Origin of the sequence: Natronorubrum daqingense (assembly GCF_001971705.1) — an archaeon.
GTDB classification, from domain to species: Archaea; Halobacteriota; Halobacteria; order Halobacteriales; family Natrialbaceae; genus Natronorubrum; species Natronorubrum daqingense.
On the sequence record NZ_CP019327.1, the window covers coordinates 2,176,188 to 2,194,449 of the forward strand.

Annotated in this window: 16 protein-coding genes; 7 read left to right on the top strand and 9 right to left on the bottom strand. The window is 62.1% G+C overall.

All coding sequences use genetic code 11. The features are described from left to right. Nucleotides 1-121 precede the first annotated feature (121 nt). From BB347_RS10550 to BB347_RS10565, 4 genes are read left to right on the top strand one after another with little or no spacing between them, the layout of a single operon-like run. On the top strand, nucleotides 122-3,118 hold the full coding sequence (locus BB347_RS10550) for a molybdopterin-dependent oxidoreductase (RefSeq protein WP_076581248.1): 2,997 nt from the start codon (nucleotides 122-124) through the stop codon (nucleotides 3,116-3,118). A 10-nt stretch (nucleotides 3,119-3,128) separates the two neighbouring features. Further along, nucleotides 3,129-3,731, top strand: coding sequence for a 4Fe-4S dicluster domain-containing protein (locus tag BB347_RS10555; RefSeq protein ID WP_076581250.1), 603 nt, complete (start codon nucleotides 3,129-3,131; stop codon nucleotides 3,729-3,731). Between the two features lie 7 nt (nucleotides 3,732-3,738). Beyond that, nucleotides 3,739-4,860 (top strand): dehydrogenase, encoded by a 1,122-nt coding sequence (locus tag BB347_RS10560; protein ID WP_076581252.1) that lies wholly within the window; start codon nucleotides 3,739-3,741, stop codon nucleotides 4,858-4,860. A 52-nt stretch (nucleotides 4,861-4,912) separates the two neighbouring features. After that, the gene (locus tag BB347_RS10565) at nucleotides 4,913-5,581 is read left to right on the top strand and encodes a TorD/DmsD family molecular chaperone (RefSeq protein WP_076581254.1); all 669 of its coding nucleotides are present in this window, start codon (nucleotides 4,913-4,915) and stop codon (nucleotides 5,579-5,581) included. A 27-nt stretch (nucleotides 5,582-5,608) separates the two neighbouring features. Here BB347_RS10565 and BB347_RS10570 read toward each other — a convergent pair whose 3' ends face one another. Together BB347_RS10570 and BB347_RS10575 are read right to left on the bottom strand one after the other, a co-directional pair. Further along, nucleotides 5,609-6,481: an NAD(P)-dependent oxidoreductase gene (locus BB347_RS10570; protein ID WP_168170946.1), complete on the bottom strand. Its 873-nt coding sequence runs from the start codon at nucleotides 6,479-6,481 to the stop codon at nucleotides 5,609-5,611. Nucleotides 6,482-6,592: 111 nt separating this feature from the next. Beyond that, on the bottom strand, nucleotides 6,593-8,467 hold the full coding sequence (locus BB347_RS10575; protein WP_076581258.1) for a S9 family peptidase: 1,875 nt from the start codon (nucleotides 8,465-8,467) through the stop codon (nucleotides 6,593-6,595). A 213-nt stretch (nucleotides 8,468-8,680) separates the two neighbouring features. Between BB347_RS10575 and BB347_RS10580 the strand changes: the two genes are divergently transcribed. The 3 genes from BB347_RS10580 to BB347_RS18990 all read left to right on the top strand — a co-directional run bounded on the left by BB347_RS10580 (nucleotide 8,681) and on the right by BB347_RS18990 (nucleotide 11,012). Beyond that, a complete protein-coding gene (locus tag BB347_RS10580; RefSeq protein WP_076581260.1) occupies nucleotides 8,681-9,346 on the top strand; it encodes a hypothetical protein in 666 nt (221 codons plus the stop codon). A 121-nt stretch (nucleotides 9,347-9,467) separates the two neighbouring features. Next, nucleotides 9,468-10,529 carry a glycosyltransferase family 4 protein gene (locus BB347_RS10585; RefSeq protein WP_076581262.1) on the top strand — a complete coding sequence of 354 codons (1,062 nt, stop codon included), beginning with the start codon at nucleotides 9,468-9,470 and terminating at the stop codon, nucleotides 10,527-10,529. 219 nt (nucleotides 10,530-10,748) lie between these two features. After that, on the top strand, nucleotides 10,749-11,012 hold the full coding sequence (locus tag BB347_RS18990) for a hypothetical protein (RefSeq protein WP_139327006.1): 264 nt from the start codon (nucleotides 10,749-10,751) through the stop codon (nucleotides 11,010-11,012). Between the two features lie 386 nt (nucleotides 11,013-11,398). Here the strand turns inward: BB347_RS18990 and trpB are convergent, their stop codons facing one another. From trpB to BB347_RS19315, 7 genes are all read right to left on the bottom strand, one after another. After that, a complete protein-coding gene (gene trpB / locus BB347_RS10590) occupies nucleotides 11,399-12,550 on the bottom strand; it encodes a tryptophan synthase subunit beta (protein WP_076581264.1) in 1,152 nt (383 codons plus the stop codon). 164 nt (nucleotides 12,551-12,714) lie between these two features. Beyond that, entirely contained in the window at nucleotides 12,715-13,554 is an 840-nt protein-coding gene (locus BB347_RS10595; protein WP_076581266.1) for a phosphate ABC transporter ATP-binding protein, read from the bottom strand. Beyond that, entirely contained in the window at nucleotides 13,551-14,411 is an 861-nt protein-coding gene (locus BB347_RS10600) for a PstA family ABC transporter permease (protein WP_076581268.1), read from the bottom strand. Before BB347_RS10600 ends, BB347_RS10595 begins: the two co-directional genes overlap by 4 nt. Further along, entirely contained in the window at nucleotides 14,411-15,352 is a 942-nt protein-coding gene (gene pstC / locus BB347_RS10605; RefSeq protein ID WP_076581270.1) for a phosphate ABC transporter permease subunit PstC, read from the bottom strand. The genes BB347_RS10600 and pstC overlap by 1 nt, the downstream gene beginning before the upstream one ends. An 8-nt stretch (nucleotides 15,353-15,360) precedes the next feature. Then, nucleotides 15,361-16,335 carry a PstS family phosphate ABC transporter substrate-binding protein gene (locus BB347_RS10610; RefSeq protein ID WP_076581272.1) on the bottom strand — a complete coding sequence of 325 codons (975 nt, stop codon included), beginning with the start codon at nucleotides 16,333-16,335 and terminating at the stop codon, nucleotides 15,361-15,363. Between the two features lie 487 nt (nucleotides 16,336-16,822). Further along, complete coding sequence (locus BB347_RS10615; protein WP_076581274.1) at nucleotides 16,823-17,806, bottom strand: YeiH family protein; 984 nt, start codon at nucleotides 17,804-17,806, stop codon at nucleotides 16,823-16,825. 4 nt (nucleotides 17,807-17,810) lie between these two features. Beyond that, on the bottom strand, nucleotides 17,811-17,951 hold the full coding sequence (locus tag BB347_RS19315) for a hypothetical protein (RefSeq protein WP_168170947.1): 141 nt from the start codon (nucleotides 17,949-17,951) through the stop codon (nucleotides 17,811-17,813). Between the last annotated feature and the right edge of the window lie 311 nt (nucleotides 17,952-18,262).

Genomic DNA, 18,262 nt, shown 5'->3' on the forward strand with positions numbered 1-18,262 from the left:
ACAAAAGATGGAGGTATTTGTATGGAACTATAATCAAAATAACCGCTATCATTAGTTGAGTAACCAATAATTGTAGATCTCATCCGATGTCTTTATACTATATACACATGTATGGGTTCCTATGTCACGGGCATCACTAGACCTCGATCGGCGAGGCTTCCTTAAAGCCGGCGTCGGTGGAAGCCTTGCAGCGGCGGTCGGGGGACGAACCCTGTTGCAGCGAGACAGTGAAGACGGTGAACCGCTCGACCCAGACGCAGCGGACGAACTGGTGAAGACGGTCTGTACGCACTGTTCTGTTGGCTGTGGTGTGCACATGGCCGTCGAAGACGACGCCGTCATCGGACAGGAAACCTGGGACGACAACCCGGTCAATCAGGGCGGAGTCTGTTCGAAGGGGGCATCGTTGACCCAGTCCGTCAACTCCGAACAGCGCCTGAAGGAGCCGCTGAAACTCGAGGACGGCGAGTGGGTGCAGATGGATTGGGACGAGATTCTGCCGGAGATTACCGAACGCCTCAACGACATTCGAGAGGACGTCGGCCCCCACGGCACGATGTGGGTCGGCTCCGCGAAACACTCGAACGAGGCGGCGTACCTCATCCGAAAGCTCTCGGCGCTCTACGGCACGAACAACATCGACCACCAGGCGCGAATCTGTCACTCGACGACCGTCGAGGGCATCGCGAACACCTGGGGCGTCGGCGCGATGACGAACAACTCGAACGATATGGCCAACGTCGACGTCAACCTGATCATCGGCCACAACCCCCTCGAGAGCCACCCCGTCGCCTGGCAGTACTTCCAGGACGCACAGGAAAACGGCGGGAAACACATCGTCGCCGAGCCACGGTACACGAAGACGGCGGCAGCCTCGGACGACTACTTCCACTTCCGGTCGGGGACCGACGTCGCGTTCATCTACGGGCTCATCTACCACATCGTCAACAATCTCGAGGCTCACGACGAGGAGTTCATCGAGAGCCGCGTCATGGTCGAGACGTGGGAGGAGTTCCGGGACGACTACCTTCCAGAGTACGACCTCGAGACGGTCTCCGACATCTGTGGAACGCCAGTCTCGGACCTCGAGGAACTCGCGGAGGAACTCGCCGACGCCGACGTGAGTTGCGTCGAGTGGGCGATGGGTGGCACCCAGCACAACAACGCGACGGGCAACGTCCGAGCGTACGCGATGTTGAACCTCGCGCTGGGCCACTCCGCACAATCCGCGGGTGGCACGCCGATTTTCCGCGGCCACGACAACGTACAGGGAGCGACCGACCTCGGCGTCGACGCCGGGAACACGCCCGGCTACTACGGACTCGACCAGGGAGCCTGGGAACACTGGGCCAACGTCTGGGACGAGACGGAGAGCACCTCGGGCGACCTGACCTACGACGAACTGGCAGATCGATACCACGATACGGAGCTGATGGAGAAAAACGGCTTCACCGTCGCCCGCTGGTACGAAGGCGTCCTGGACGACGAGTGGGAGATCTACCAGCCCGATCCGCTGCAAGCGGCCGTCTTCTGGGGCCACGGACTCGCCTCGCTGACGGAGTACAAGAAGGTCAGAGAGGCGGTCAACCAACTCGACTTCATCGTCAACGTCGACGTCTTCCCGAACCAGGTCGCCGAACTCGCGGACAGCGACACGGACGTCTACATGCTGCCAGCCGCGACGAACATCGAAGAAGCCGGCAGCGTCGTGAACACGGGACGACAGCTCCAGTGGCGATCCCAGGCGATCGAGCCACGCCACAACTCCAAGACCGACTGGGAGTTGCTCTGTGAGTTTGCTGACCACCTCGGCTTCGGCGAGCACTTCGACTACGACGAGGTCGAAGACGTCACCCGGGAGATCAACCTCGGCGTTCGGTCGGTCGGCTACGTCGGCCAGACGCCCGAGCGTCTCAAGGCTCACCAACAGAATGCAGACCTCTTCAGTCCGGAAGACCTGCGGGCCGATTTCGACGAACTCGACGTCGACGAGGACGACGTCGACGGCGTCCAAGACGGCGACGTCTACGGACTGCCGTGGCCGTGTTGGCACGACGAACACCCCGGAACACCGATTCTCTACGACTCTTCGTTGCACCCCTCCGACGGTGGCATGGACTTCCGATCCAACTGGTGGGACGACGCGGTCGACGAAGACGACCCGGAGATCGAACCGGAAGACCACCTCCGAGATCCGTTCACGCCGGAGTGGACCGATCAGGAACTCGAGGGGGTGCCACAGTACCCGCTTTTCACCACGGTACTGCCGGACCCGGAGAACCCGGCGGCAGCGACGATTCCGATCGAGGGCGCGTTCGACGAGGACACGTCCGTCGCGGACGTCGCTCAACAACTCGACGAGGAAGGCTACGACGTCGACCTCGAGCGCTACGAGGAGTTCGACAACCCACAGCCCGACGCGCCGTGGGGTCGCGGTCGCGCCCGGATGAAGGCCTGGAACCTCACCGACGAGATTCCAGTCCACCGCGAACCCGCGGTCACGCCGCGACCGGATCTCGTCGACGAGTACCCGTGTAACGACCGAACCGAGGACCACTGGCGCGTCGAACTCGACAACGCGCAGGTCCAACAGGACAATATCGACGCCGTCGACGACCACGACCTCGTCCTCACGTCCGGACGGCAGGTCGAGCACAAGGGTGCCGGGGCAGTCACCCGGAGCACGCAGGGAACCGCCTCGCGCGCGCCGATGATGTACCTCGAGATCCACCCGGAGGTCGCCGAAGAGCAACTCGACGGCGTCGAGGAGGGCGAGTGGATCGTCGTCGCGACGCCACACGCCGAGATGGTCGTGCAGGCGCGGCCAACCGAACGAGTCGCTCCGGATCACGCCTTCGCGCCGTACCACTGGAGTGGGATCCTCGAGGGCGAGAAGATGACGGATCGGTTCGGCGGCGAGATGGAGGGACTCGAGCCGCTGGTGATCGGCGAGTCGATCAACGCCGGGACGGCCCCAGCGTACGATCGCGAGACCCAGATGCAAGAGTCGAAGGTGACGCTGTGTAGCGTCCGACTGGCCGAGGACGACGAGGTTCCGGATCTCTCACAGCGCCAACTCGACTGGCAGGAACAGCGAATCAACCGACACAAGCGATAGGTGAACGAAAATGAGCACACAAGATTCCAACGGCGGACCGGCACGAGTCATTCCCAACTGGGAGTCCTGTATCGACTGTGGTGCGTGTGAGGTCGCGTGTCAGCGGACGTGGGACCTCCCGCCCGAGTCCGATCGAATTCAGGTCGTCGCGATCGAACACGGGACGGACAACGAGACGAACAAGCCGATGCAGTGTTACAACTGCGCGGAAGCGCCGTGTATCGACGTCTGTCCGACGGAGGCGCTTCACTACACGGACAACGGCAGCGTCCGCGTCAGCGGCGACAAGTGTATCGGCTGTCACTACTGTGGCGTCGGCTGTCCGTTCGGCGCACCGCAGTTCCCCGACGGCGAGGTTCCAGAAGCACAGGAATCCGAGCCGCTGGGGGCCCGCGGAAACGGTCTGATGGACAAGTGTACGACCTGCGAACCGCGCCAGGAGAACGACCTCGAGCCGGCGTGTTCCTCCGAGTGTCCGACGGACGCCTTGCTGTTTGGCACGCCGGAAGAGCTCTCCGAAAAGCTCGACGAAGACAACGTTTCAACGCCGTTCAACGAGGAGTCCGCACAGATCATCTTCGGCGATGACGCGGACGAGGTTATGGGGGACTAGATCACCGATGCCAACTGAAGTCACGTACGGCCTACCGTACGACCAATGGAACTGGCGTATCGGCGTCTACATCGCCATGATCGGACTCGCAGGCGGGGCCTACCTCACCGGGTACGTCGCCGACTTGCTCGCCGAAAAACGCGACTCGAGGCAGTACGGACAGGTCGCTACGTTCGGCTACCTCGTCGGATTAGGTGGGCTGGCCATCGGGCCGCCGATCTTGCTCTCACACCTCGCGGCACCGTTCCGTGCCATGATGATTCCGCTGACGATGACGAATCTGGGGTCGTGGATGTCCATCGGCGCGTACATGCTGATGGGCTTCGGACTGGGAACGACGTTGATGTTCCTCTGGCTTGCGTTCGGCACGAACCGTCCACACGTCCAAACGCTGGACTCGAGTAACGAGGTTGCAGCCGACGGCGGCGAAGATGTCGCAGCCGACGGTGGCCCGGCCAAAGCCGCGACCAGCGACGAAACGGCTGGTGGCTTCCGCGGCGCTGCGAACAAGGTCGGCCTCATGAACCTCCTCGACAGTATCGCGGACTACACCCGTCCGTCCCGGCGAAACCGACTCGTCGTCGGTGCACTCTTCGGGATCTTCGCGGCCGGCGTGTTGGTCTACTCCGCGATGGCCTACGGCTCCGGTTCGACCGAACGCGTCGCGCTCTGGGACCCGACGTTCTTGCTCCCGGTGCAGATCCTCACCGGTCTCGGTGCCGGACTCACCATCGCAGTCGGCCTCGCCGCACTCGCCGAGCGAGACGTCGGGCGACCCATCCAGAACTGTTCGCTCGGTGCTGCCGGCTTGCTCGCAGGCGGACTCGTCGCAGTGCTCGCGACGCTGTTCCTCTTGCCCGAGCAAATTCCGGAAGCCCAACCAGCAGTCGACAACCTGACGTCGGCCTACGCACTCGAGTTCGTCGGCATCGCACTCGTCGGCGGCCTGCTCTTGCCGATCGTGCTCTCGATCGCTGGGACACTCGGCGTGCGTCGTGACGCGCTCTCTGACTCCGGTGCCGTCGGAGCCTACGTCGCCGCGGCCGCGCTGGTCGTCGCCGGCAAACTCGCGCTCGCGCTCAGCTACCTCATGGCCGCCGAGTTCACGCCGATGCCGCTCCCAGTATAGCCCGGCCGATTTCCGAACCAACTGATTTCCCTTTCGAGGACGACACCTACCTATGACACAGCCGAGCAACACGACGGGCGAACTCGCGGAACTCTACGCCTTCGTCTCGAGCGTACTCGCAGATCCGCCCGACGAGATCGCCGTCGAACGACTCTCGACCGAACAGTTTCCCGCACAGGCCTCCCCGCAGTCACTCGAGAACGGGTTCCGACTGCTCCGCCAGTGGCAAGCCGACGTAGACGAGCCAAGCGAGACAGCCGACGAACTCAAACGAACACATACGAAGCTCTTCGTCGGTCCGCGACCCAGACTCCAGATTTACGAGTCCTGGTACGCAGACGACTACCTCGGCCAGCCCCTCGCGGCCGTCAAGAGCTCCTACCGAGATCTGAACATCCACCCGACGGAGGACCTCAAGGAAGAAGCAGACCACGCCGCCGTCGAGTTAGCAGCCCTCCAGACGCTCGCTCGAGACGGCGACGACGAGCACCGACGCGCGTTCCTCATGGCCCACGGCTGGTGGCTGACGGACCTCGCGACGGATCTCCAGGAGATGGTCGACGACACGTTCTACGAGGCCATCGGCTGGCTCGTCGAGGGCATCGTCGATCTGGACTGTTACCTGCTCAGCCTCGATCCGAACGACCTCGAGCGCGGGTACGACGACAGTCCCTACACGCCGGTCGAGCCGTCGTTCAAAGCGCCGTTCGAAGAGCAGTAACTCGACGACGCCGACTCGAGGGTCGGCTCACTCGAGCATGAATTCTTCCAGAAAGTCGTACACCCGAGTCATGTCGCTGTCGAAGCCTTTCTTCGTCTTCGCGTAGCCGGCGAGGTCGCGGGTGAGGTGACCGAGGAGCATCGGGACCTGTTGTTCGCCCGCGAACTCAGAGAGCAGCCGCATGTCCTTCTCCATGAGGCCGATTTTGAAGCCCATATCGTACTCACCGGTGAGCACGTAGTTCGGAATCTTGTCCTGATTCGCGCTGTTTCGTCCGCTAGAGACGCTGAAGACGTCGACGAGCGTCTGCCTGTCGAGACCCGCCGCGTCGCCGAGGATCACCGCCTCGGAGGTCGCCAGCAGCGCGATGTTCGAGAGGTAATTGTTGAGGAGTTTGACCGCGTGGCCGTGACCGACGCCGTCGCCGACGTGGAAGACGTCCGAGCCGATGACCTCGAAGAGTGGCTCACACGCCTCGAAGACCGCCTCGTCGCCGCCGACGATGATCGATAGCGTCCCGGCATCCGCACCGGAGGAGCCCCCGCTGACGGGCGCACCCAACACGTCGATATCCCGGTCAGCGAGTCGGTTTGCGATCGCTTCCGTCGTCCCCGGCGTCGAGGTGGTGAGATCGACGAGGATCGACCCCGCCTCGAGGTCGGCTTCGATTTCGTCGACGACCGCGGCGACGTTGTCCGGGCCCGGAAGCGAGAGGAAGACGACCTCCGCGCCCTCGACTGCGTCCGCGGTGGACGTCGCCGCCGTCGCGCCGGCGTCGGAGATCGCCTCGAGTGCGTCGTCGTCGAGGTCGTACGCCGTTAGGTCGTGGTCCGCCGAAACCAGGTTTTTCGCCATCGGTCCGCCCATCGAGCCGAGTCCGATGAATCCAAGAGAAGACACATCCGTGTATCTCGCGACCATCGCAAAACTGTTTGGGACGCCAGCGCCGTCGTCGGGCGCGTGCGGCCACCGCCACTCGAAAGCCAGCGAACGTCGGGGTTCGGGCGTCGGCTACACGTGTTCGTCGAGGAAGTCGACGATTTCGGTGTAGGCTTCGATCCGGTTCTCGAGTTTCGAGAAGCCGTGGCCCTCGTCGTCGAAGATGAGCGTGCGGACGGGCACGCCCTGTTCGGCCGCCCGCTCGGCGATCTGTTCGGCCTCGCCGACGGGCACGCGGGGGTCGTTCTCGCCGTGGAGGACGAACAACGGCGAATCGATGTGTTCGACGTTGTTGATCGGCGAAATTTCCTCGAGGAACTCGCGATCCTCGGCGAGGCTGCCGTACTCGGCCTCTCGAAGCTCCCGACGCCAGTCTCCGGTGTTCTCGAGGAACGTGACGAAGTTCGCGATGCCGACGACGTCGATGCCGGCGGCCCACAGATCGGGATACTCGGTCAGCGACGCGAGCACCATGAATCCGCCGTAGGAGCCACCCTTGGCGACGATTCGGTCGGGGTCGACCGCGGGGTGGTCCTGGAGCCACTCCACGCAGGCCTCGATATCCGCCACGGAGTCCATCCGCTTCTCGACGTCATCGAGGGCGGCGTAGTTGGCACCGTAGCCCGCCGACCCGCGAACGTTCGGCTCGAAGTAGGCGTAGCCCCGATCGAGGAAGTACTGCTTGACGCTCGAGAAGGAGGGGCGACGCTGGCTCTCGGGGCCGCCGTGGATGTCGACGATAACCGGCGTGGTCCCCTCCCCTCGGTCGTCGGGGAGCGTCAGAAAGCCGGGGACCTCCAACTCGTCGAAACTCTCGACGTGGACGAGGTCGGACGCGTCGAACGACGCTCGAGGGATGCCAGCCGTCGGGGCGTCTGTCCAACGCTCCGTCTCGCCGGTCTCGATATCGACGACGAAGACGTTCGTGTTGACCGTATCGCCGCTGGTAGACAGCGCGAAGCGCTCCGCGTCGGGGTCGAAGCTGACGCCGCCCGCGATTCCACCCGGCAGATCCGGTTCCGGGAACGTCTCGAACGCGGTCGGATCGTCCGCGTCGAACTCGCCGACCGTGAGTTCGGTGTAGCCCTCGACGTTTCGCGAGTAGACGAACCGGCCCGTCTCGTCGTCGAGCGCGATGCCGTCGACGTTCCACTCTCCTCCCTCGACGACCGTCTCGAGAGTCGCGCTCTCGCGGGTCGCTTCGCTTCCCGATCGAGTTTTCGAGTCGCTTTGTGACCCACGCTCGAGGTCGAGATACGCCAGATAGAGCGTGTCCGCGTCGCCCTCGTCGGTGACGAGGTAGAGGCCGCTTCCGTCGGGGGCCCAACTGGCGCTCTGGTATCGGACGTCACCCTCGTGGGGCGTCAGGTGCTCGAGTTCGGGTTCCTCAGCTTCGATATCGAGCACGTAGAGGTCCTGATCGAAGTTCGAGTACGCCTGCGAGACGAGCAGTTTCGAATCGTCGGGGCACCACCCCGAGAGCGAGAGCCAGCCGTCGCCCTCGTAGACGAGCGTCGCCTCGTCGCCCGTCTCCGTCCGATTCTGAACGTAGATGTCGAAAACCGACTCGTCGCGTCGGTTCGAGGCGAACGCGAATCGCTCTCCGTCGTGACTCCAGCCACCCCAGCGGTGTTTCGCGTCCGGCTTGCCCGTGAGGTTCGTGATCTCGCCGGTCTCGGCGTCCAACTTGAATAGCTGCGCGCGCTCGTTGCCGCCTTCGTCCATCCCGAAGACTACTTCCGGACGCTCCGGCGACCACGACGCGAACGTCACGCGTTCGTCGTAGAACGTCCGTTGCTCGGGCCAGGCCCGGGGCTCCTCGAGCGTCCAGAGCTGTCCGGTTCCGGTCGTGTTCATCAAAAACGAGAGGCACTCGCCGTCGGGGCTAAAGGACGCGCCGTACGCGCTGCGGATGTTGAGGTAGCGTTCGATCTCGTAGCTGTCCATACACCCCACACTCCCTTCGACGCGGTAGTGGTTTTGGTTGTCACGCTGTCGCGAGGTGGCTCGCTGAGCGTCCGCTGGCCCCCGCTGTTAGACCGGTAATACCGGCTTCAGTCGGAACTAAACAGTGTACGTGAACGATACTCGAACGAGTCTATCCCTCCGAGTGGTTTCGGTACGGGTAACAAAGCGTCTCGAGTCACCCAGAGAAGAGTGATGGACGATACGGGCGAGAGACGGGACGAAAGCGACGGCGATCGATCGACGGCGGCCGTTTTGATCACCGTGGGGGTCGTCCTCGTCGCGTTCGGGGTGACGATGGCGATCGTGGGCGCCGGATTTTCACCCGGCGAATCATCGCCGGAGACGAACAGCAGCGACGAAAATCCGATAGACGGCGGTGAGGACGACTCCGAGGACGAACTGGTCGACCTCGAGGAGGAACTCGAGAACGTCACGGACGACGAGAACGGCACCGATGGGCTGGATAGCGTCGGTATCGATGACGACGCGGACGACGAGACCGAAGACGATGCGGAAACAGACGAGAACGAGACGGACGGCGATGACGCTGACGATGCACTCGAGGAGGAAAGCGATGACGAGGCCGAGGATGACGCAGACGACGCGGACGAGGAAGATGCTGACGGCGACGATGAGACAGCCGACGACGAGGCGGACGACGGGGACGATGGCGACGCAGAGGCAGACGACGATGACGAAACTGACGACGGTGCCGAGGCAGACGACGATGACGACGCAGACGACCAGGCAGACACTGTCGACGTGGACGACGGCGATGACGCTGACGAGGACCAGAGCATTCTCGATCGTGTGACGGAGTTCTTCACCGATACGTTCTCATTCGGTGACACGGAGTAACTGATCGCTGGACGCGTCGCGTTGGCTGTGAGACCCGCCGTAGGTGGTGTGGAGTCCCGTCGCCGTGAGCGAACAGTCCAAAAGAAGTGACTTTTTATCCCACCGCTGCGTCCCGCGACACATGCAGATTGCGTTCGTCTCGATCGAGACGGTTCACCACCACGACACCGAGGCGAACCGGCGGTGCCAGACCGTCCTCGAGGTGCTACGCGATCACGGCCACGACGTTCACTGTTTCTGTGCAAAGTTTTGGGACGACGAGTCGCCCTCGCTCGAGCGAGACGACATTACGTATCACGCCGTCACGGACGACGTGGCGTCGCGGCGGTCGTTTTGCCTCCGGCTGCCCTTCGATCTGGCCGCGGAAAGTCCGGACGTCGTCCACGCGAGCGCTCGGCCGCCCACAACGGTGCTCGCCGCCGCGGGTGGGGCAATGCTCGCCCGGACACCCCTGCTCGTCGAGTGGTACGGCGACGACGGCGTCGCCGACGATTCGTGGACCCAGCGGGCGGCCAAGCGCGGCGACCGACTCGTCGCTCCCTCGGAACTCGTCGCGACGTGGGTCCGAGAGCGAGGGGGCGACGGCGACCGCGTCGAGACGATTCCGAACCCCATCGACATCGACAGCATTCAGGAGGTCTCGCCGGGCGAGCGAGTCGACGTGGTCTACGCCCGCCGACTCGACGAGGGCGCGAACCTCGAGAGCCTCTTACTCGGATTGGCGGAGCTTCGCGACCGAGACTGGTCGACGACCGTCATCGGTGACGGGCCGGAACGGGAGGCCTACGAACGCCTCGCGAGCGACCTCCGGATCGACGACCGAATCACGTTCGCCGGCGAGTGCTCGCTCGAGGAACGGCTCGCAGCCTATCGGGGCGCTCACGTCTTCGCCCAGACGGCAGAACGCTGCGTGTTCCCGACGGAAATGTGCTGGGCGCTAGCCTCGGGATGTGTCGGCATCGTCGAGTACCACGCGAACTCGAGCGCCCACGAACTCGTCGAGGGCTGGGACCGTGGCTTTCGCACCACGAGCGAGGAGGAGCTGGCCGACGCGATTCTCGAGGCGGGCAACCTCGAGTACCGCGACTTCGACGATCGATTCGGGGCGTACGACGAGTCGGTGATCGGGGATCGCTACCTCGAGCAGTACCGGACGCTACGGGACGAACAGGGTCTATTATAGGTAGATTTGTCCGTCAGAATCGTCAGTCGAGTTGGTAGAACACCTGGATCGACCTAACCGAGATGTCACGGGGAGAGGGTACAATGAAGAGCGTGTCATAGAATCGCCCCACAGGATTTTTTCACCAGGACCTTCAACGAACCAGCCGTTAGATAGAGCGTGCGAACCTGACAGAGAAATATGGATGGATATTTAGGACTTGTTTCAAATAACAGTCGTATGAACCAGTGGTATCTCTATCATCTCTTAATGGGAATCATTGGTCTTAGTGTGGGATTTGTGGGTTTTAGCGAGATTCTCTCGCAGGGAATTAGCCTCGGAACTTCACTGATGGCTGTCGGTGCTCTGGCTATTCTTTCTCAGACTGGATATGCTCTCTTTATAAGAGAATCCTCAGAACTTACAGAAAGGCAGAGTATTGAAATTGTTGCTATTGGTGCAATACTTTGCTCAGCCGGAGCACTACTTCATATTCTCGTATAAGTGCTCAGTAGTGTTTCCTCCATCTCCTGTATCTGTCACTTCGATTACTTCGGTCACTTCGAAGGGGATTGAAGAGTTCTATAACACACTCATGAAGGCTACAGCGAGCGTTTCGTTCACTCTGGCAGCAGGGATTTCCACGTCCTCCCCAGCCGATTGCGGTCCTCGCTCCTCACGTCGCTGCGGTCCTCATCCCTCGCACGGCTTCGTGGTGGGATTCGCGTTCGCTCACCCCACCACAGCGTGCGCCACCGCGCGTGGTTCGGGCGACGGGTCGAAACGAGAACGGAGAGAACGACAACTGAAAGACCGAGAACGAAGGGGAGTGAGAACGGACGAAACGAGAACAGAGAGAACGAGAACGGACGGGAGTGAGAGACTTCGAGTTACAGGTCGAACTTCGAGGCGGCGGTTTCCATATCCTTGTCGCCACGGCCCGAGAGGTTCACGAGGATGGTGTCGTGCTCGCCGGCTTCGGCGAGGTGGATCGCGCGGGCGATGGCGTGACTGGACTCGAGGGCGGGGACGATGCCTTCCGTCTCGCTCAGTTCGCGGAAGGCCGCGAGGGCCTCTTCGTCGGTGATTCCGGTGTACTCACAGCGGCCGACGGCACGGTACATGGCGTGTTCCGGACCGACGCCGGGGTAGTCGAGGCCGGCCGAGACGGAGTGGACGTCGACGTCGTCGTCGATGACTCGAGTCTTCATGCCGTGGATGACGTCGTCGGCCCCCGACGCCAGCGGCGCCGCGTGGCGACTCGAGTCCGCACCCTCACCGCCGCCTTCGGCACCGTAAAAGTCCACGTCGTCGTCTCGGAAGGCGTGAAAGAGGCCGATGGCGTTCGACCCGCCGCCGACGCAGGCGACCGCGGCGTCGGGGAGGCCGCCCGTCCGGTCGCGAATCTGCGCGCGGGCTTCTCGCCCGATGACGGACTGGAAGTCCCGGACCATCCGCGGGAACGGATCGGGGCCGACGACGCTGCCCACGAGGTAGTGGGTGTCGTCGACGTTCTCCGCGAAATCCTCGAGCGCGGCGTCGACGGCGTCTGCGAGGCCCTGCTCGCCGCGCGTGACCTCGTTGACCTCGGCACCCATGAGTCGCATCCTGAAGACGTTCATCTCCTGGCGCGCGACGTCTTTCGCGCCCATGTAGATCTCCGTCTCGAGGTCGAGCAGCGCGCCGACCATGGCCGTCGCGGTGCCGTGTTGGCCGGCCCCCGTCTCGGCGATCAGTCGCTCTCGACCGGCGCGTTTGGCCAGCAGCGCCTGCCCGAGCACGTTGTTGATCTTGTGTGCGCCGCCGTGGAGCAGATCCTCGCGTTTGAGGTAGATTTCGGCCCCGTAGCGTTCACTCAGGTTTCGGGCGTAGTACAGCGGGGTCGGTCGCCCGGCGAACTCCTCGAGGAGGTCGCGCAGTTCGGTCTGGAACGCCTCGCTCTCGGCGACGTCGTCGTAGGCCGTCGCGAGTTGCTCGAGTGGCTCGAGAAGCGGGTCGGGGACGTGACGGCCGCCGTAGCCGTCGAAGACACCATCGGACATACTGGTGGAGTAAAGCCGAGGCTGGAACTATATTCTGTCGGTGCCACGTCGATTCGGGCCATCGATCCTGTTCGACCGGTAGAAAGCTGGGTTCTGGTCCGTGAAATCCAGAAATCGGAAAATGAACGCGTCAAGACGGGGAGGAAGTGCACGCGGCTGCGGGACTACTCGGCCGTTGGGGTGTCCACTTTCGTGTTCGAGTCTGTCTCGTCTTCGGAATCGTCGTACTCGACTGCCGTGTGACCTTTGACGAACTCCTTGGTCCGCTCGTTCTGTGGGTTCTCGAAGAACGATCGAGTGTCGTTCGCCTCGATGAGGTCCCCGAGGTAGAGGAAGACGACGTCGTCGGCGAGTCGTTTCGCCTGATCCATACTGTGGGTGACCATGATGATCGTGTACTCCTCTTTGAGGTCGGCGAGGGTTTCCTCGACGGTTTCGGCCGAGACGGGATCGAGTGCTGAGGTGACCTCGTCACAGAGCAACACCTCCGGTTCGACGGCCAGCGAACGGGCGAGACAGAGTCGCTGGATCTGGCCGGTCGACAGCTCCGCACCGGGTGTGCTCAGCCGGTCTTTTACCTCGTCCCAGAGGTTCACTTTCCGCAGGTAGCTCTCGACGATGTCGTCGAGTTCGTCTTTGTCCTCGTAATTGCCGTGGATCTTCGCACCGTAGGCGACGTTGTCGTAGATCGAAAGCGGAAGCGCGGTCGGCGTCTGCGGAACGTAGCCGATCCGCCGACGGATCTCCGGTGCCGGTTCGTCGGTGTCGTAGATCGGCTCCTCGCCGAGGTAGACGTCACCGTCGATGTCGACGTTCGGTTGAATCTCGTGGAGTCGATTGAGCGATTTCAGCAGCGTCGACTTGCCACATCCCGACGGGCCGATGATGGCCGTCAACTGGTTCGAGGGGAACTCGAGCGAGACGTTCTTCAACGCCTCGACGTCCTCGTTCCCGGTGTACGTTACGCTGAGTTCGTTTGTGGTGAGTGCTGGTTTCGAGGTCATGAGTGTCTTCCTCCTGGTGTGTACCGAGCGAACCGTCCCGCCAGTACCTTCGAGATGGCGATCAGCGCGAGGACGACGACGATGAGCAGGAACGACGCCGCGTACGCCTGCGCCACGAGTTCGTCGTTCGGCGACGTCGCGTTCTCGTAGATGAGAATGGGGAGCGTCGTCGCGCCGTCCATCGGACCTCCCGGCATGTTCGTGCTTCGCCCAGCCGTGAACAAGACGGTTGCAGCGTCACCGATACCACGAGCAAAGCCCATGATGACGCCGGCGATAACACCCGGAAGCGCCGAGCGGACCGTCATCCGTGCAGTTTCGAATCTCGTCGATCCGAGCCCGTAAGAGGCCTCTTTCACCGTATCCGGCGCAGATCGCAACGCCTCGTCGGTGTAGCGAGTCATGATCGGATACTGGAAAATCGCGATCGCGATGATCCCGAACAACAGGCTCTGTCGAGCGCCGACCGTGAAGATGATGGTCAGGACGAACACCCCGTAGACGATCGGTGGGGTCCCCCAGAGCACGTTGAGGAACATGTTCGCCAGGTCGGAGAACCGTTCGCTCGAGTAGTCGCTCTGGAGGTAAATTGCGGTCGAGATCGCCAGTATCGTCGAGACGATCGTCGCCGGGATCACGATGAAGACGCTCCCCACGATCGCGTGGAGGAAGCCGCCCTCCGCCTGGAGCGTGTACTGTGAACCCGGCGGCGTGACGACGATCGACGGGTCGGTGAGGAGGATACGCGCACCCCTGTAGATCGTCACGCCGACGACGAACACCATCACGCTGACGACGATGGCAGTTGCGCCTCGGGCGAGGAGGCCGATGAGGCGCTGCTTGGCGTAACGGTCCATCAGTACTGCCACCTCCGTCTGAGCCGCCGTCGGATAAGCATGGCGCTGAAGTTGAACAGCCAGACGACGACGAGCAACATGACGCCGACGAAGATCAGCGCCGACTGGTTCAGTGGCAGGCTCATCAGTTCACCGAAGTCGTTGACGATCAGCGTCGGGAGGGTCTGGCCCGTCGCGAACGGCGAGTCGGGAATGTGCGTCTGTCCCCCGATGAGCATCGCGGGGACGATCGTTGCGCCGAAGACGCGTCCGAACCCGAGCAAGACGGCCGAGAAAATCCCCGGCCCGGCGGCTCGAAGCAGTACCGTTCTGATCGTCTCCCACTTGGTCGCGCCGACGCCGAGTGAAGTCTCGCGGAGTTCGTCCGGGAGCGCCTCCAGGGACTCGACGGACAGCGAGATCATAAACGGCGTCACGATGATCGACATGACCAGACTGACGGTGAAAATTCCCTGACCGGTGGCGCTCGAGCCGAAAGCCGGAGCCAGGTGGTTGCCAACGAACGGAACGACGGCGAACAGGGCGACCAGCCCGAAGATGACGCTCGGGATGGCCGCGAGCACGTCGATGAACGAGCCGACGAGGGTCTTCATCCGCCCCTCGGCGTACTCGGCGAGGTAGATCGCGGTGAGAATCGCGATCGGCGTTCCCATGACCATTGTAAGAATGCTCACGTACACCGTGCCGACGATTGCGGGCAGGAATCCGAACTCGTTCTGGTCGGGGTTCCAGTTCGAGGACGACACCATCTGGGCGATCGAAAACTCCTCTAACAGTGGCAGCGACTGGTAAATCATCGTCACGACGATCAGCACGAATATACCGATCGCGAAGTAGCCAGCGACGGTGAACCAAGCGCTGCTCAGTCGTTCGCGTCGGAGTCGCTTGGAGAAGCGACCCCCCGTTTGGTTCGACTCGGCCGATTCCGTTGATTCTGCCATCGTTCAGATCAGGGACCCTCTTCGAGCGTCTGCTGTGCCTCCTCGAGACGGTCCTCTTCGAGCGGAACGTACCCGCTGTCGCGAACGTACTCCTGGCCGTCGGACAGAACCCACTCGACGAAGTCGTACGCCTCGTCCTCGAACTGGCCGTCCGAAGCCAGGAACATCTCCCGCGCCGGCGGCATCGGATACTCGCCCTCCTCGACGGCGTCGAGGAACTCCTCGCGGTTCCCGTAGAAGTCCTCCTCGTCGGAGAGTCCGTCACCGTCCTGATCGAGAGGGATGGGCCGGATGGCACCCTCGAGTTCGCCGCTGTCGAGGTCGTAGACGTAGTTGATGTTGTTCAGTGAAACGGCGTTCTCGTTGTTGGCGATCGCCTCTTGAACCGCCGAGTCACCGTCGTGATTTCCATCAGAGAGGCTCTCGAGTTCGTTCTCGGTGTGATAGTCGTCTTCCCCGCCGAGGAAGTCACCCCACTTCTGATACGCTGCAGAGGCGTCCGACCGACCGTAGACGGTGATATCTTCGTCGGCGTCGACGTCGTCGTAGACGTCACCCCAGTTCTCGGTCTCTTTCGTGAAGATTGCCTCCATATCTTCGCGGGTGAGTCCTCGTTCCTGGATCTCGTCGATGATCGGGTTGTCCTCGTGGACTGTGCCGACGACGGTGTCGATGAGCATCGGGACGGCGAACAGTCCCTGATCGATCTCGTCTTCATCGGGGGTCCGGCCCATCATCGCGATATCGACTTGATTCTCGAGGACCTCGGAGACGCCCACACCGGTTCCACCGCCACCGACGTCGAACGACACGTCGTGTTCGTCGTTGTAGAGGTCCGCCCACGTTTCGACGGCCATTCGCGGTCCGACACCGCCGGAGATATTGACATCAGTGCTAGAGCCAGAGAGACAGCCGGCCATCGCAGCAACCGATCCGCTTCCAAGAATTCCTAATACAGATCTTCGCGAGTAGTCTCGTTCCATGCGTACCCCACCGTATTAGCTAGTCCCTTGTAGGACCTCTCTACCCAGCAATTCTGCGGTGTACAACACGATACCAGCAACATTTGCGCCCCCGTGAGTGCTGATCACTACCATAATTTGCTCGAGAAACTACTCACGCAAATACGCTCGAGAGAGACCCGGTCGGATCCAGTTAGAGTCGACTCAGATCAGCGCCACCACGAACGGTCGAGCGGAGACCGATAATTCGACAGAACAGGTCCTGAGTCGGCGTTTCAGACCGTCACGAGGCCGATTTCGATCTCACGATAGATGACAGTTTTACCGGTACCTAAAACAACCTAATCGAGGAGTCGAACGACGACTCCGAAGGCGTACTCGATAGGCTCTCGAAATCGGCGAACCGGGCGGGTTCGGCCATAGCGACTCGAGTGGCAACGATCGACCATCGAGGGCCAACGACCAGTGAGTTGAATCGAACGGCTGCAGGAGTTGCATTCGTCGCCGACTAAAACAGCGCCACCAACACTGCGAGCGACGCGAGGCTGCTGAGGAAGAACGCAACGAGGACGACGAGCGCGGGTGTCACGCCGGTATTGCGAAGGTCAGCGAGTCTGATTTCCGTTCCGAGGCCGACGAACGCGAGGACGAACAGCCAGTTGTAGGCGTTCTCGATCGAGTTCAGTTGGCCAGCGGAAAGCACGCCCGCGCTCGCGAGGAGTGCGAGCGCGAGGAACCCGAGGACGAACTTCGGAAACTCGTCCCAGAGGGTCCGGACCGAGGGACGACCGCCGCCGACGTGGCGAGCGTAGTAACTCGCGTACGCGAGGACGACCACGCCGATCAGCGCGTTTCGTGACAGTTTCGTCATCGTCGCCCACTGGCCGGCCGCGTCGGAATGCGCGAACCCCACGGCGACGACCGGACCCGTCGAGAACATCGTGACTCCGGCCCACGTCCCAAAGACGACACTCGAGAGATCCAACAGATCGCCGATGATCGGATAGACGACGATCGTGATCGCGTCGAACAACAGGACCGTCGCGGCCGCGTACGCGATCTGTTCTTCGCGGGCACGAACGGCACCGGCGACCGCGACGACCGCTGAAACCCCACAGATGCTGGCACCGGCTGCGAGCAGCGATCCCATTCGATCGGTCAACCCGAACACGTTGCGCGCGAGAAGTTCGACGACGAGCAACGTCCCAGCGGTCACTCCGACGACGATAACCAGAATAGGGCCGCCAACTTCGAGGACGGTCTCGAGCGAGATCGACGCGCCCATGAGGACGATTCCGGCACCCAGCCACACCTTGTGCGTCGCGATTCCTGGCTCGAGTCGATCGGGAATTCCGACCACGTTCGTCGCAACGAATCCGAGTGCGATCGCGAGCAAGAGGTGATTTACTCCGAACGAAACGGCGAGCACTCGAGCGACGATCGCGCCGAGACAGAGAGCCACCAATCCCGGGGCCAGCCGACTGACGTTCATCGCGTCACCACGGAATCGGGAGTTCGAACGCACCGACCAGCACGACGATAGCAACCCCGATGAAAACGCTCTGCCAATCACGCTCGAGCGCGCTCCAGCGATCCGTCACGTTGTCGACGGGCGACCACAGGCTATCGATCGACATATCTCTGTTCGCGCGACGGTTGCAGTTAACTGTTATCGATTCCGTCGCAGATACAGGAAATATTCTCTTCTATCTACGACAAGGTTGCGGCAACGTATCGGACCTATCTATGATAACAATCGGCATATTACTGCTACCTACGACAGAATGACACTGAAATATACAGGTATTGCCGCACATGATAACGCGAGTCGACAGACTTCAGATCGAGAAAGAGAACACGTCGCTTCCGATCGCTCACGACACGCAGACCGGAACGAATGCCGAAAACGTGTCCCCAGAGTCGTGGTCCGAATCTCTGCGTTCAAGCC